This is a genomic window from Furfurilactobacillus rossiae DSM 15814, from assembly GCF_000428925.1.
Classification (GTDB): domain Bacteria; phylum Bacillota; class Bacilli; order Lactobacillales; family Lactobacillaceae; genus Furfurilactobacillus; species Furfurilactobacillus rossiae.
The window spans coordinates 1-14816 of the sequence record NZ_AUAW01000016.1 but is presented as its reverse complement, the minus strand read 5'-3'; the positions used below and the strand labels follow the sequence as shown (position 1 = coordinate 14816).

At 44.3% G+C, this 14816-nt stretch carries 14 protein-coding genes and 1 pseudogene; 3 read left to right on the top strand and 12 right to left on the bottom strand.

Features of this window, described 5'->3' with window-relative positions:
- The first annotated feature begins 37 nt into the window (after positions 1-37).
- On the top strand, positions 38-811 hold the full coding sequence (locus tag G400_RS0109900; protein WP_017261042.1) for a (S)-acetoin forming diacetyl reductase: 774 nt from the start codon (positions 38-40) through the stop codon (positions 809-811).
- A gap of 82 nt (positions 812-893) precedes the next feature.
- Here the strand turns inward: G400_RS0109900 and G400_RS0109895 are convergent, their stop codons facing one another.
- The 10 genes and pseudogenes from G400_RS0109895 to G400_RS0109850 all read right to left on the bottom strand — a co-directional run bounded on the left by G400_RS0109895 (position 894) and on the right by G400_RS0109850 (position 11753).
- Entirely contained in the window at positions 894-1664 is a 771-nt protein-coding gene (locus G400_RS0109895; RefSeq protein WP_017261041.1) for an ABC transporter permease, read from the bottom strand.
- Positions 1658-2578, bottom strand: a complete 921-nt coding sequence (locus G400_RS0109890) for an ATP-binding cassette domain-containing protein (protein ID WP_017261040.1) — start codon at positions 2576-2578, stop codon at positions 1658-1660. Before G400_RS0109890 ends, G400_RS0109895 begins: the two co-directional genes overlap by 7 nt.
- Before the next feature lie 178 nt (positions 2579-2756).
- On the bottom strand, positions 2757-3689 hold the full coding sequence (locus G400_RS0109885; protein WP_017261039.1) for a quinone oxidoreductase family protein: 933 nt from the start codon (positions 3687-3689) through the stop codon (positions 2757-2759).
- Positions 3690-3812: 123 nt separating this feature from the next.
- Complete coding sequence (locus G400_RS0109880; RefSeq protein ID WP_017261038.1) at positions 3813-5135, bottom strand: MATE family efflux transporter; 1323 nt, start codon at positions 5133-5135, stop codon at positions 3813-3815.
- 308 nt (positions 5136-5443) lie between these two features.
- Positions 5444-7223: pseudogene (locus G400_RS15015) on the bottom strand (ABC transporter ATP-binding protein).
- A 49-nt stretch (positions 7224-7272) separates the two neighbouring features.
- Positions 7273-7794 carry a MarR family winged helix-turn-helix transcriptional regulator gene (locus tag G400_RS0109870; protein WP_017261037.1) on the bottom strand — a complete coding sequence of 174 codons (522 nt, stop codon included), beginning with the start codon at positions 7792-7794 and terminating at the stop codon, positions 7273-7275.
- A 165-nt stretch (positions 7795-7959) separates the two neighbouring features.
- Positions 7960-8613, bottom strand: a complete 654-nt coding sequence (locus tag G400_RS0109865) for a TetR/AcrR family transcriptional regulator (RefSeq protein WP_017261036.1) — start codon at positions 8611-8613, stop codon at positions 7960-7962.
- Positions 8614-8688: 75 nt separating this feature from the next.
- Complete coding sequence (locus G400_RS0109860; RefSeq protein ID WP_017261035.1) at positions 8689-9846, bottom strand: ABC transporter permease; 1158 nt, start codon at positions 9844-9846, stop codon at positions 8689-8691.
- On the bottom strand, positions 9824-10564 hold the full coding sequence (locus G400_RS0109855; RefSeq protein ID WP_017261034.1) for an ABC transporter ATP-binding protein: 741 nt from the start codon (positions 10562-10564) through the stop codon (positions 9824-9826). The genes G400_RS0109860 and G400_RS0109855 overlap by 23 nt, the downstream gene beginning before the upstream one ends.
- A 622-nt stretch (positions 10565-11186) precedes the next feature.
- The gene (locus G400_RS0109850; protein WP_081495804.1) at positions 11187-11753 is read right to left on the bottom strand and encodes a TetR/AcrR family transcriptional regulator; all 567 of its coding nucleotides are present in this window, start codon (positions 11751-11753) and stop codon (positions 11187-11189) included.
- Between the two features lie 156 nt (positions 11754-11909).
- Here G400_RS0109850 and G400_RS0109845 point away from each other — a divergent pair, with 156 nt between their 5' ends.
- The gene (locus G400_RS0109845) at positions 11910-13094 is read left to right on the top strand and encodes an NADH-dependent flavin oxidoreductase (protein WP_026017059.1); all 1185 of its coding nucleotides are present in this window, start codon (positions 11910-11912) and stop codon (positions 13092-13094) included.
- Positions 13095-13224: 130 nt separating this feature from the next.
- Here G400_RS0109845 and G400_RS0109840 read toward each other — a convergent pair whose 3' ends face one another.
- Entirely contained in the window at positions 13225-14097 is an 873-nt protein-coding gene (locus tag G400_RS0109840) for an alpha/beta hydrolase (protein WP_017261031.1), read from the bottom strand.
- A 141-nt stretch (positions 14098-14238) separates the two neighbouring features.
- Positions 14239-14505, bottom strand: a complete 267-nt coding sequence (locus G400_RS15010; protein WP_056949772.1) for a peptide-methionine (S)-S-oxide reductase — start codon at positions 14503-14505, stop codon at positions 14239-14241.
- A gap of 74 nt (positions 14506-14579) precedes the next feature.
- On the opposite strand from G400_RS15010, the gene G400_RS15005 reads away from it, so the two are divergent.
- The coding region (locus G400_RS15005) for a helix-turn-helix domain-containing protein (protein WP_155827230.1) at positions 14580-14816 on the top strand (237 nt) is incomplete at its 3' end.

Below are 14816 nucleotides of genomic sequence, written 5' to 3'. Positions count from 1 at the left end.
ATTCTGCCTGTGTAACAAACTTTAAGGAGGCATTATCATGGCTAATAAAGTTGCAATGGTAACGGGTGGAGCACAAGGAATCGGTGAGGCAATCATAAAACGACTATCAAAAGATGGCTTCTCGGTTGCTGTAGCTGATTTAAACCTAGAACGCGCGCAAAAAGTCGCCAATGATGTTAACGACGACGGTGGTAAAGCAATCGCAGTTAAATTAAATGTCGCAGAACGTGACGAATTCTCACAGGCTGTTAATGACGTTGCTAGTCAACTTGGCGGCTTTGACGTTCTTGTTAATAACGCTGGGCTTGGACCAACAACACCTATCGAAACAATCACACCTGAACAATTTGACACTGTATACCACGTCAATGTTGCCGGTGACTTGTGGGGAATTCAAGCCGCTATCAAACAGTTTAGATCATTGGGTCATGGTGGTAAAATCATCAATGCTACCTCGCAAGCTGGCGTCGTTGGTAACCCTAACCTTGCACTTTACAGTGGTACAAAGTTTGCCGTCCGTGGTATTACACAGGTTGCGGCGCGTGATTTAGCCAAGGATAACATTACGGTCAACGCTTATGCGCCAGGAATCGTTAAAACGCCGATGATGATGGACATTGCCCATCAAGTTGGTCAGAACGCTGGTAAAGACGATGAATGGGGAATGCAAACCTTTGCAAAAGATATTACCCTAGGCCGGTTGTCTGAACCTAAAGATGTTGCAGCAGCGGTATCATTTCTCGCCGGTCCGGATTCAGATTACATTACTGGGCAAACGATAGAAGTGGACGGTGGCATGCAGTTCCATTAAAAGACAATATAAAGGCTCAGGGATTATTGACTGGTGTTAACCAGTGATAATCCCTGAGTCTTTTAATTAATTCTATTTCAGCTTAAACATTACGCTTCCGGAATAGTAACCAGTCAAAGACCAGGAATAGCGCAATATAACCGATGTTTCCCCAAAACAATTGGGTAGTCGATAACTTAGTGATTTGACTAAGTGAAGGATTATTGAGTTGCGCTGGATAATTCAAAAAGTTTAACGGATTCCACTTTACCCATTCGTACAAGTGAATCAGCACAACCAAGAACCCATTGATAATACTTAGCGCAAAGTAACCAATAATTCCAATCGATATGGCTGCAGCAGAGCTCTTGAACAGTGTAGCCATTAAAAAGACCAGACTAAGAAGTAGCCAAACAGTCAAAAAGTTTGAGCCAAGCGTTACTAGCCAGTCCTGCCAAATTTCATGAACATCACCCTTATCGGTCAGAGAGAATTTGCTATTAACGAAAATAGCTTTGGCAATCAGTGCCAATACACTCGTCATGACATATAAATAAATAGAATACGTTAACATAACGAGCCACTTACTAATTAATACTTGTGTGCGTGAATAACGTTGTGACAATACACTTTTAATGGTGCCATATTGTGTTTCCATGGTGATGGTCGAGGCCACCGCTGCAATCATAAACAGCACTAAAAACGGTGCGGACAAAAAGTTCGATTGAAAAAATTGTTTGGCCGGGAAAAGAGCCGGCTTTAGGCGTCCCATTAGAGCGACACCAAGCGTAACCGCAGCTAGGAAAATAGTGATCCACATGGTACTTTTCTTTTTTAAAAGTTTAAATGACTCTTGTCTGTATAACGTCAACATGATTTTTCCCCCTGTTCCTGGTCTTCCGGATCAAGTAATTTCAACACGGAACCTTCAAGATCTTCATCTTCATGTTGAACATCTGTAACAGGCAACTGATTATCATTTAACGTTTTCAAAATGTTGGCGACATCGTCATCAGAAGAAGTTTGAATTTTTACTTCTTCGTCTCCAACCAGTTTATAACCCGCATCGGCTAAGACTTGTTTGGCCTTTACATCATCTGTTGTTGTAACAGTAACAAAGTGATTGTTAGACTTGAGTAATGCATCCATTGTAGTTTCTTGAACAATTTTCCCGTGATCAATAATAATCAGGTCCTCTGCCAGTTTCTGCAACTCGCTTAAAATATGGCTGGAAATCAAGAAGCCAACGCCCTCATCACGTTTAGCAATAATCAAATCACGTAATTCCTTAGTGGCTTGCGGATCCAATCCATTCATCGGTTCATCTAAAATAACAAATTTCGGATTGTTCAAGAATGCCATTGCGACACCAAGTTTTTGTTTCATCCCTAGTGAATAACTTCGCGCCTTTGTATCAATGTAATTACCCATGTTCAAGGCAGTAATAACGTCATCAATTTCTGAGGCTTTATTTCTACCGATTGCAAATAGCTTTAGATGATCTCTTCCAGTCATAAAAGGATAAATGCTTGGATATTCAATCAAAGCGCCTACCTCATCCAATACTGGATGGTGGTCAAATGTACTCTTCTGCCCGTCAATCGTGACCTCACCAGTCGATGATGTCAGGCTCAAAACGGCCTTCATGATTGTCGTTTTCCCTGCCCCGTTTGCACCAACCAAACCAACGATTCGTCCAGACTGGCATGAAAATGAAATTTTATGTAAGACCTGTTTGCGGCCAAACGACTTATTCAGATTCTTAACTGTTAATACTGCTTCTGCCATTCGTTTCACTCCTCTACGTGTATGTCTTCTGCAACTTCTCCCCACACTGAAATGCCACTTACGGACCTTCTGTGTTGATGATAGTTTACCATATTGCAACCACTAACATGAATGTAATCAGCTCATAACAAAAAGCTATTGTACACTTTTGCAATGCACAACAGCTCTTCTTGATGTCCTATTTCACATCTCGTTCGACAATAATCCGACCGTCCGTGTGCCCTGTTTCGTTCAGTTCACTGGCAGCCACAACGCCTGCTAAGGTAAACGGAAATCGCTGCGCAATCCGCACAGACAGTGTGCCAGTTTCCATAAGTTGCTTGAGCGCCTGCATCGCCCGATGCACATGACTCGCATCTACTGGATGAATGTGAACTTGTTCAACATTGGGCTTATTACCGACATTTTCCTCACGACCGACTGTCGCTACGGTGCCACCAAGTTTAACTAAGGCCATCATTGCATCAGCATGACCGCCCATAAAGTTCACATTAATGACCACATCAGCTGAATCGGCAAACGCACCATCTTCAGTAACTTGCGCATACGTGGCGACATCATTGGCACCAATTTGGCGAACATAGTCCAAATCCTCAGCCCTTGCAATCCCAACAACGGTACTGGCGCCAAGAACCTTCGCAAACTGAACAGCCATTGCACCAATACCACCACTAGCTCCTAGCACTGCCACTGTCTGTCCCGCCTGAACTTGTCCAAACACGGTGAGCGCATCATATGACGTCATCGCAACAGTTGGTAACCCAGCAGCATCAGCAATCGGGAACCCGTCAATTAATTTAATCGTCGTCGACTCCGGCGCAACAGCTTGTTCCGCGTAACCACCACCTTCAATGTGAGCAACAACCTTGTCACCCACTTGAAAGTTGGTCACCCGTTCACCAGCCGATAAGACAGTTCCAGCAACATCGAACCCAGGGATTGTTACTTCTCCGCCAGTAAATCCACTCCGTCGAAATGCGTCTACATGATTCAGACCAAAAGCAGCAACATCAATAACAACCTCATCTGAAGCTGGTTTCGGCGTCGGCAACTCAACCTCGGTAAAAGCATCAGCCGCTGGCCCATCCGTTTGATACCCAAAAGCCTTCATAATTCTGCCTCCACATCATGTTTTTAATACACGATATTATCAGGCAAAGATGCATAGAAAACGATTAATTCATTTTGAAATGGACGGTCAGCGAACAAATAAGAAGGTTGTCATTTGCTCAAGCTATTTCATTCTTCGGAAATCCTGCCGGTAAATGACAAAGCCTAACAAACACGTCAACACATCCGCCAACGGTTGTGCCCAAACAACACCGAGATAGCCCCACAACATGTGAGCAACATAAATCACAATGGCAAAGATGACACCCTGTCGTGAAATAGCCAGCAAAAAAGCCCCTAGTGCCTTGCCTGTCGACTGGAAGACAGTGGTGAACACGAGGATTGCGCCAATGAATGGGGTCGTGCTTAGCAATGCTCTCAACAGCAAGACACCGGCAGTCACAATCGTTTTTTGCGTCATAAACAAACGCACAATAAACGGTGCCAATAACATTAAGATAACAGCAAAAATTACTGAAAAGACGACTTCTACTAACAGGTCAAAATTCACGATTTGACGAAACCGTTTCTGATTATGAGCGCCGTAGTTATAACCAACCAATGGCTGAGCGCCAAATGCAAAACCAACCATTACTAGCATCACGATCATGTAAATCTTCGTGGCAATCCCAAAAGCCGCCACTTGTGCAGCACCGTATCGCACCAAGAAGTTATTGAGCAATGCGGTTCCAAACGCCTGCATGAGATTGGTCATTGAAGCAGGAATTCCAATCACTAAAATGGCCCCCGCAAACGCAAGGGTCGACTTTTTAATGTGCCAGCTTAGGCTAATGACCCGACACCGTTTGATTACGTATGCACACAGAATCAAATCGGTTACGAGATATCCAATTACAGTCGCCAAGGCAGCCCCCGCAGCATATAAATGAAAACCGAAAATCAGCAATGGGTCGAGCAAAATCGTCACGACCAAACCGGCAACACTACCAATCATTGATTCGCGTGCCAAACCTTCTGTGCGAATTAAGTTGCTAGGCACCAGCGACACAATAATCAGCGGCCCGCCAATCGCCATAATACGATAGAAGGCACTCGCGAACGGACGAATCCCGCTACTAGCCCCAAACGCAGTGAGAATAGGTGCTTCAAATAATAGTAAAATGCCCGCGGTCAGAATACCAATGACAATCGCTGCATAAAAACAAATGCGACTCACCTGACTGGCAGACTCATGCTGCTTGCTCCCCAACATTTTGGACACCAACGCGCTACCGCCCAGGCCGAAAACATCCCCAATCGCTAACATAATTGAAAATAGTGGCGTACAAACCGTTACCCCAGCCACAATGTTGGGATTCTGCGTTTGTGAAATGAAGAATGTGTCCACCAGGTTATAGATCATGCTGGCAATCATACTGATGACCACTGGCATGGCGAGCGTAAAGTACGCGCGCGGAACTGACGTCTTAGTAAATAAAGTATCCATATATTGTATAGTTTCTCTTTTCTGTGTAAAAGTCGTGTATTCAGCATAGCATTAATGCTGCGCGCACATAATAGAAGAAATTGCTGTGCGGACATTCATGGCGTTAGGACATGCCTTTCACTTTTGGAGATTGCTTTCTTTCAACGAACTGCGAAAAACACCAAATTTTCGCTTTTATATTCTCGCAAACGCGTTCACAACCCCAAAGACCTGCGCACAATTAAAATAAGACACCGCACAAGCAAAGTTCGCTTGCACAGTGCCTTATTTCCATTGTTGCTCGGTCTTTAAACGGGGTTGTTCTCGCTCTATTCCTTAAACTGAATCCTCACGTATTCTCGGTAAAGTGGCAATTCAGTCATGAGTGCCTGATGCTTGCCGTGGCCGCTCACATGACCATTTTCAATGAAGTAAATGTCATCGGCGTCGACGATCGTGCTCAGTCGGTGCGCAATGATCAATGTTGTGCGGCCTTTCATTAATTCACCCAAGGCCTTTTGAACCATCGCTTCCGATTCGGAATCTAGACTCGCTGTTGCTTCATCAAGCATCAGAATCTTTGGATCACGGAGGAAAGCTCGGGCAATGGCCAAACGTTGTCGTTGACCACCACTGATTTTCACGCCACGTTCACCGACCTGCGTGTCCAAACCATCTGTCATTTCATGAACAAACTTGTCTGCGAAAGCCAGCTCAAGCACGTGCCAAAGTTCGTCATCCGTGTACGTTTTGTCCGCGCCATAAGTTAAGTTGTGACGAATCGTGCCAGCCATAATAGCAGAATCCTGGCTCACATAACCGATTTGAGAGCGCCAGTCTTTCAAGTTGACGTTTGCGACATCCTTGCCACCAATCGTAATTTTCCCACTGGTGGGTTGATAGAAACGTTCTAGCAGACTAAAGATGGTAGACTTCCCACCACCCGATGGCCCAGCAAACGCAATGACACTGTTTGGCTTGGCCTCAAAGTTAACATCATGTAAAACGGGACCGTCATCGTCATAAGCAAAGTCAACGTGTTCCATCGCCACCGTTTGGTCGGTAACGGATTCATTGTCGCCATCAGTAAATGATTCTTCAGGTTCCTTCAACAGATCCTGAACCCGTTGTGTCGAACCGTTTGTCTTCGCTAATGTCGTGAAGAATTGGCCAAGTGAGCCGACTGGTCCGATAACTTGGAACAAATACATCATAAATGACAATAATGTTCCCATTGACATCGTGCCATCAGCCACTCGAACGGCTGCGTAACCCAACAAACCGATAAACATGGCCAGCATTAACGTGTTCATGGCCGGACTCGCGATGGAATCAAAAATAGCTTCTCGCATTCCGATGTGATACAACTTGTCGATCTGTTTGTACCCCGAGGTTGTTTCATATTCCTCAGCGTTTGAAGATTTCACCAACCGAATTTCGCCCAACGATTCGCCAGTTTCGCCATTAAATGAAGCTAGGGCATCTTGTCGTTGCAACCCAATCTTGCTGGATTGGCGCATAATTGGCCGCATTACAATCATGACCAACGGAATGGCAATAATCATAACGAGCGTCATTTTCCAGTCCATCAATGCCATGATGATCAGCGCTCCAACTAACTGCAAGAGTGAATTAGCCATCTGTGGAAAAGCGTTTGCCAATAAATCTTTAATCTGGGTTGAGTCGTTCACCAGTCGAGAAGTCATTTCACCGGCCTTCACGTTATCAAAATAGTTAACGTGCAAACGAATCAACTTTTTGCCACAAGGTACGCCGCAATCTGGCAACAATATTTTCACCAAAGAAACCCAACATCGTCCCTGACAAGGCGTTGATTAAGGCACTCGCTAAAAACAGTGCAACCGCGATAATGAGCAAAGTGGAATTAAAACCTGACTTAAGCCCGTTGATAATTCCTTGTGCCATTTTCGGCACTGCCAACTGCGCCCCCGTCGCAATAAAACCAAGGATTAATCCCAACCATAACTGCCAATACTTAGGTTTCGTTTGACGAATCAGGTTTAAGAACCCCTTAAAATCAAACTTTGTTCGTGTGTATTGCGCATCCTGTGGACCGCCACCGCGTGGCCCGCCTGCTCTACGATCCATAATGTTGCCTCCAAAAATTTCTTCCTTTAGTTTTTTATCACCGTTTTATTTAAAACCAGCGTTGATCAAAATTGCCGCGATGTGGCCATCCCTGCTCGCCGCCCATAAAGTCCCGCCAATCTAAATCGGCCGTACCTTTATTTAACTTCTCCAGCAACCGATTTAACTCAACCTGTTCAGCCTTCGTTAAGGTGCCAAAAACCTGGCTTGCCATGTCATCAACCTGATCATCTTGTTTAGCAAACATGTCGATACCGGCCTGCGTCATTTTGATGATAACCGTGCGTTTGTCTGTTTCACTGGGCACCCGTTCGACCATGTTAACGGCCTCCAACCGGTTGACCATGGCACTAACAGAACTTGGCCGAATATCTAAAAACTGCGCGATTTCTGCGTTGGTTAACCCTGCCGGTGTTTGATACAAAACCTGTAACAGCCGCAACTGACCACGGCCTTCACTCGGTGCCCGCCGACTCGTCAAATCACGCTGATGTAATACTGCCATCATAAATAATCGATTCTGCATCAGTGAACCGAAACAATCTAATAAATCACGACTTTCATCCGCCATAATCGGCCTCCTGTATTTCAATCCTTATTTTAAAATTAAATTCTTTCCACTGGAAATTTTCGAACGAGAATTATGTTAGTTCTTTTGTTAGTTTTATGCAATAAAAACTAACAATTATTTTTAAAAAAAAGTCGCAATCCCTGATGGAATGCGGCTTTGACGAGACTATTTAATTGGTGTTAAGCCACGAACCAGGAATTCGGTCGCTTCGTGGCATGATTTGTCGATATCCAACTGACTCGCCTTGCCAATTAAAACGGCGGGCACGATGTAGCTGCCCGCTACACCAAGGAAATAACGAATAATCCGTTTTGTGGGCCAATCAACTAATACGCCACGATCCTTGAAGGTCTGCAAGTTCTTGCCAAAAGTATTCAGAATGCGTGACATGATTTTATCGATGACCGACTGAATCATGTCACTATTCCGAATGATTTCTTGAACCAAAATTCTTAGTTGCTTCTGGTTAGCAATGGCAAACGTCATTCGATCCTTAATCACGTAGTTAAAGAACGCCGCTAGATCGTCAAAACGTTGATCCTTAACCTCCGTCAAGAACTCGGTTGCCGCCATTGGCACGACCTGATCCAAAAACGGATTCAATAATGCGGCCAGAATACCATCCTTCGTCTTGAACTGCTTGAACACGGTTCCCTCAGAAACGCCAGCTTGTTTAGCAATTTCACTAGTACTCGTGCCATCAAACCCTTTCTCTGCAAAGAGATTTAAGCTGACTTTGAGCACTGACTGTTGTTTAGCCGTTAGCTTTGATTCCTGGAGTGTCTTGTCAAACAGTGTTTCAACATTACTAATTTCCATGTGTTTTTACTCCAAATTTTTGTCTACCTTTTAATTTAACCGCACATTGAGTTAAATACCAGCAATTCTGCCAAATTAAACCTGACGATATTTGCGCATGGTCAGTAAATTCAATACTAGGAAAACAGCGGCAAACAATAACAAAATGCTTAAGTTGGGTAACACATCCATGAAACCGACACCTTTTTGCACCACCGCGCTCATGCTTGAAGCGCCATAGTACAGCGGCATGATGTAGGACACTGGCTGCAACCAGCCTGGCAGTGAGCTAATTGGAATAATCCCGGCGAAGAAAATCTGTGGAATCGCAACGATTGGAATAAATTGAATCATCTGAAATTCACTGGAAGCAAACGTTGAAATCAGCAGTCCTAGCGTCAAAGCAACCATTGCTAACAGGACATTGATCAAAAGAACAAGCCAGATGCTGCCCAGAATTTGAATCTTGAAAACATACATTGTGAATAACACGATCAACAACGTTTGGATGAAGGCAAACGCACCATAACCACACAGGTAACCCGAAATGATTTCCCCACGTTTAACCGGTGTTGCTAGCAAACGATACAGTGTCCCAGTTGTCCGTTCCCGCAACAAAGCGATACCCGAAATCAAGAACACGAAGAAGAAAACCACGAAGCCCATCATGATTGGTAACAAAGTATTAAAGAATGTGGAATCCTTACTCCCATAAAGATAATGTGTCTTCGTCGTATAACTTGTGCTTCCTAGCTTAGCTTTCAGGTTGCCAGCGTTAGCAGTCGCGTTAACCGGCGTGTGCGTTGCTGCACCAAGGGCCGCCTGCATCTTTTGTAGTGCTTGAGCCTGCGTCTTAATGGTTGTCGCTGCTGCTTGGCCCTTCAATTTTGCTTGGGCCGCTTGCAAACTTTGTTTGATCACCGCACTCTTACTTTGGTCGGTGTTAGCCAACGTTAACGTCAGTTTGTCTCCGTCTTGACTAAGCATTCCGGCGTAATCATGTTCACGGATGATTGTGTTAGCAGACTTGTCTGAGCTGACATCATGAATCGTAATGTGCTTATTTTTTATGGCCGTCACCATACTACTGTCAACGTTACGTGTTGCTAAGGAAGCTGTCGTTGTGGTGTTCCCCTGAAACAGGAAGTAGACCAGTGACAGAATAAACAAAGGTGCGATAAACATTAGGGCTAACGTACGTTTGTCACGCAACATTTCCCGAAAGACTCTTCTAATCATTGCTAGTGTGCGCATCTTGATCCCTCCCTGCTTGTAAAAAGACTTCTTCAACTGAGTTAACGTGATACTGACTAATTAGGTCATCAGGCGTGCCTTGGGCAATGGCACGGCCACCACGAATCATCATCAAATAGCTGGATTGCTCGGCATCTTCCATGACGTGCGTCGTCAATAAGATTGTCTTGCCTTCGTCTGCCAAACGATGCAGTTCTTTCCAAATCTGTTGCCGCAGTTCGGGGTCAATCCCGACGGTGGGTTCATCTAAGATGAGCAGTTCAGGATCTGCCAACAGCGCAATTGCCAATGATAACCGCCGTTTCATTCCACCCGAATAGTCCTTCACGTACTGATCCAAATCATCGTTTAAATTAACGATACCCGTTGCATAGGGAATTTGTTTTTGCAATTCTGCTTTACTCATCCCCTGCATTTCACCAAAAAACTTTAGATTTTCACGGGCCGTTAATACAGAATACAAGGCATCCGTTTGTGCCATGTAACCAATTCTGCCGAGCAGTTTCCGATTAGGCATTGGCGTACCTAATACAGTTACAGTGCCTTGTTTTGGCTTCAACATTCCCATGATCGTGCTGACCAAGGTTGTTTTACCGGCGCCACTAGGACCAATTAAACCAAGGATGTCACCCGTGTTTATGTCTAAGTTAATATCATTCAAAATAATGCGTTTGCCATATCCTTGCTGCAGGTTAGCAACTTTAATGACTTCTGTCATGACGTTCACCTCTGTTTACTTTATTGAGTGACTACTCACTTACTAAATATAGTATAAACCGTCGTGTCACATTGTCAACAAAAAACACGACTTCTGTTTAGAAATCGTGTCCAACTATCAGTTATCTTTATGTTCTTAATGCCGTTTCGTCAGGAAGAGACGCCGTGTTTCATGGGACCGGTCTCAACCCGCAAAAAACGCGGTTTTCTACCTTGATTCCAAGCCCACAAACCGGTCTTGGAAGTCATCCTGCACTCCTAAGTGGCCTAACCCGCCACAAAGGATTGCCGACACGAAACTCTGTCTCTTCCTGACTTCACTAACTTTCAAAGCCTGATTCTACGAGTCGCAGTTGGCACGAATTCGATGACGAGTCAGTACCTTCGTGCAATTGGTATGGCTTTTCTACAGTAGCTGAAGGGCGACGGCATTGAAACCAAGGCGTGAAGGTGTTGTTAGGCTGGTGGGTTTCCAGTCTTACAACACGGACGTTTGGCAAGACTCGAGGGCTTTGCGAGTCTTGCCAACGAGGTGAAAGACTCCTTTTTTTGGAGGCTCGAACCGGTCCCACGCTGGTGTTTCAATGCCGTCAACCGCAAGCGGCAGTATAAATCACAATCTACTAGGCGTACTCTGGTTCGATGGTAATTTCATCGCAAGTGGCGTCCAAGACCACTTGGGGAATCAAGCTGGTCAATTCTTGGACAACCTCATCGATTGGCGTGCTCATATCAGAGGATAGCCACCGACGCGTATAAGCTACCACCCCATCCGCATAAAATTGCACTGCATGTTTTTCAACAGCCGAAAGTTCCGTTTGGTGTCCGTATTTAATAATTGCCTCGCCAAATTGACGCACAAGATGACAGTTGAAATAAACGCAAAACGAATTTTGCCCTGTTGTTTTAAAAGCATATTTAAAGAAACTGGCATTGTCGGCCAAAAACTCAAATTGTTTACGCAAAATGCCGTTCCAATTGCTCAGGCGACAATTTAAAAACATCCGGTTCATGGTATCTGCAAAGTACGAATTAATGACATCATATTTGTCAGCAAAATATTTATAGAACGATCCGCGGCTGACACCTGAAGCATTTAAGATATCATCAACCGTTAATTCGTTGATGGGCCGATTCTGCATAAATTCATATACTGAATTAAATATTTGCCGCCGAATTTCCATAATCATTCAGTCTCCTCACGTAAGAATAAACAAAAGCAGTATTTTATTCATTTTTGAACATTATCATTATTTTGTTCACCACTTGCTCATCAAAATGGTGCTACACTGACTTTTAGTAAGCAGTTACTAAGGCTAATCTTATCACATATCTTTCAGGAGGTTATGAACATGACGTACCAATTTTTAAAGTCTTACACTTTTAAATCTGGAGTGACCGTTAAAAACCGGGTTGCTATTCCACCAATGACCGAAGGCATGTCGTTAGAAAACGGTGAAGTTTCAACAGATGAACTAAACTACTTCAATATTCATACGGGCGGGGCCGGCATGTTTATTACCCCTGTTGCTAACGTTAACGCGCTGGGTAAGGGATTCGAAGGTGAATTATCTGTCGCCGATGATAAGTTTATTCCTGGCCTTGCCAAGATGGCAGCCACCATTAAACAAAACGGTACTAAAGCAATTTTGCAAATTTTCAGTGCCGGGCGAATGACAAACTCACGCATTCTGCGAGGGCATCAGCCTGTGTCTGCTAGTGCAGTCCCCGCATTACGGCCACACGCAGAAACGCCACGGGCACTATCCGAAGATGAAATTGAGCAAACGATTGCAGATTTCGGCGCGGCAACTAAACGTGCTATTTTGGCCGGTTTTGACGGTGTCGAACTTCACGGAGCCAACACGTATCTACTCCAACAATTCTTTTCACCACACAGTAACCGTCGAAACGACCAATGGGGTGGTTCATTGGAAAACCGAATGCGATTTCCAATGCGGGTTATCGAAGCCGCTCAACAAGCCATCGCCGATACCGCTACGTCACCTTTCATTCTTGGGTACCGTTTGTCACCAGAAGAAATTGAAGAGCCAGGTATTCGTATTGAAGACACTTTGAAGTTTGTGACTAAACTTAATGACATGAACTTGGACTATCTTCACATCTCCATGGGCAACGTTTGGCGGCCATCGTTGAACAATCACGATGACAAAGAGCCTTTAATTACCAAGATTCAGCGCGTTTCGCCAGACACTCCACTCATCTCCGTTGGAAACGTAAACACACCTGCTGATGCTGAAAAGGTGATGGAAGCTGGTATTACGTTTGTTGCAATTGGTCGAGAAAGCATTCGGGAACCTCACTGGGTTCAAAAAGTTGAGGCCGGTACGGAGCAATCCATTCGTTACAACTTGTCATTAGCCGATTTAGAAGAATTGGGCATCAAAACGCCTTTCTTTGAATTCTTAAAGAAGATGAACGATGCTGGTGCTGATCAAAAGTTCGACGTAAATGATGCCCAAACAAAAACCGTAGATACGGATAGAATTGACGTAGCGTTTAGAAAGTAATCGACAACCACGCTGTTTGTAAATCTGTTCTCCACCAATACATTTAATAGGTGACCATCTGTCACAATCCACGTTTTATACAAAAAAGCGGCCTGCCATTCAATTGACAAGTCGTTTTTAGTCTTCCAGATTATTTTGCCCACAAGAAGTCAGCAAGGAGCTGATCGACCTGAGCGTTATTATGCAATAACGTGTGCTTAGCCCGTGTTCCGGTTATCTTTCGTTCACGGTATGACTTAGCCCGGTCAGCAATCAAATACCTCAGTGACAACGATGAAACGTTGGGTACCGTGCCATCTGTCTGGCCGCCAATATCACCATAGATATTTAGCACATCAACCTGGTGCTTGGGGAATGTTTGGCGTAGTTTTGTCATCTGCTTGTAAGTGGCGTTCATCTTGTTTGGTTTGCCACTCTTGTCCAGCTTTAGCCCTGCAGGTTGCCGTATGGATGCTGGAACACGTTTGAAGTTCAATCCTGCGAAGTGACCGGCCATGTCGACCTGTTTTTGCAATTTGGGCAAACGTTTATCCTGACCATATTCCAACATATAGTAGATTAACGAAATATTGCCAAGTGAATGACCGACCATGTTGAATTTAGTAATGTGATATTTTTTCTGTAATGCAACAACAACGTTTTTAGCCCACTGACCGTGTTTATTAAAATCAAGTTGTCGGTTATTAGCGTAGTTTACTTCCACGATTGGGTTAATTGCTCGTTTACCAATCGTTCCATCCAAATGAACATGACCAGTTTTGGAGACAAACGCACGGATAATCGTGTTGGTCGCGCCTTCCCGTTTGGCCACACTCGTCATGTGCTCTTCAGCGTGGTAATTACTGCCACCACCGTGAAAGAAGAGCGTTGGCACCGACGACTGCACATATTTTGCTTTTGCCTCGGCTATCCGATGTGCTTGAAAAATGCCACCACCGATGACGGCAACAAAAACTAACGCTAGCAAAGTCCAAAAGCCACGATCAATTATTTTCTGTTTCATTATGAACCTCCCCTGCCAAGATGAACCCTCGCTGACTAATTACAACCATCCGTCTTCATAATTAGCTCAGCATTCAATCTCGATGGTTACAAGATCAGTATACTGGGTTCGAGTAAGCTTAAGGCAAGGAAAAACAGTAATTTATTTGATCTGGCGAGTAAATTTCTCTTTGACCCTCTGAAGCCAAAGGAATTGACGACGACTTCTTTCTATTGCCTGATAACGTTTGGGTTGTTTTTTATAAAATTCTTGATGATAATTTTCGGCTGGCCAAAACGGCTGAGCATCTCGAATTGCGACTACAATCGGTTTCGAATACCGGCCTGACTCGGCAACATCTCTTTTGGATGCTTCGGCGAGGTCACACTGTTGTTTGTTATGGGCAAATTCTATAATTAATCCGAACAAAAATAAAAAAAGGCCCAAAGCAATCTCTTACAATGGTAGTAGTTAATTCCAACCAGCTATAAGGAGTGATTACTTTGGGTACTGCTACTTTATCACGTTTTCAACGTGGTGCGCTAGCTCAACTGGTCAGTGAAGGCCATCATACTTACCAAGATATGGCTGACGCCTTAGGCGTTGCCAAATCAACTATTAGCTATGAATTAGATCGGGTCAATCCCTATGATCCCGAATTAGCGCAACAAGACGCAGATCATAAAAGGCGGGCTTGTGGTCGCCATTCGATTCTAACGCCATCATTGACAATTTTAATT

Coding starts and splice junctions, on each gene's coding strand:
- G400_RS0109900 (WP_017261042.1), top strand. CDS start 38: ATGGCTAATAAAGTTGCAATGGTAACGGGTGGAGCACAAGGAATCGGT.
- G400_RS0109890 (WP_017261040.1), bottom strand. CDS start 2,578: ATGGCAGAAGCAGTATTAACAGTTAAGAATCTGAATAAGTCGTTTGGC.
- G400_RS0109850 (WP_081495804.1), bottom strand. CDS start 11,753: ATGATTATGGAAATTCGGCGGCAAATATTTAATTCAGTATATGAATTT.
- G400_RS0109870 (WP_017261037.1), bottom strand. CDS start 7,794: ATGGCGGATGAAAGTCGTGATTTATTAGATTGTTTCGGTTCACTGATG.
- G400_RS0109860 (WP_017261035.1), bottom strand. CDS start 9,846: ATGCGCACACTAGCAATGATTAGAAGAGTCTTTCGGGAAATGTTGCGT.
- G400_RS0109865 (WP_017261036.1), bottom strand. CDS start 8,613: ATGGAAATTAGTAATGTTGAAACACTGTTTGACAAGACACTCCAGGAA.
- G400_RS0109880 (WP_017261038.1), bottom strand. CDS start 5,135: ATGGATACTTTATTTACTAAGACGTCAGTTCCGCGCGCGTACTTTACG.
- G400_RS0109845 (WP_026017059.1), top strand. CDS start 11,910: ATGAACATGACGTACCAATTTTTAAAGTCTTACACTTTTAAATCTGGA.
- G400_RS0109895 (WP_017261041.1), bottom strand. CDS start 1,664: ATGTTGACGTTATACAGACAAGAGTCATTTAAACTTTTAAAAAAGAAA.
- G400_RS0109840 (WP_017261031.1), bottom strand. CDS start 14,097: ATGAAACAGAAAATAATTGATCGTGGCTTTTGGACTTTGCTAGCGTTA.
- G400_RS0109885 (WP_017261039.1), bottom strand. CDS start 3,689: ATGAAGGCTTTTGGGTATCAAACGGATGGGCCAGCGGCTGATGCTTTT.
- G400_RS0109855 (WP_017261034.1), bottom strand. CDS start 10,564: ATGACAGAAGTCATTAAAGTTGCTAACCTGCAGCAAGGATATGGCAAA.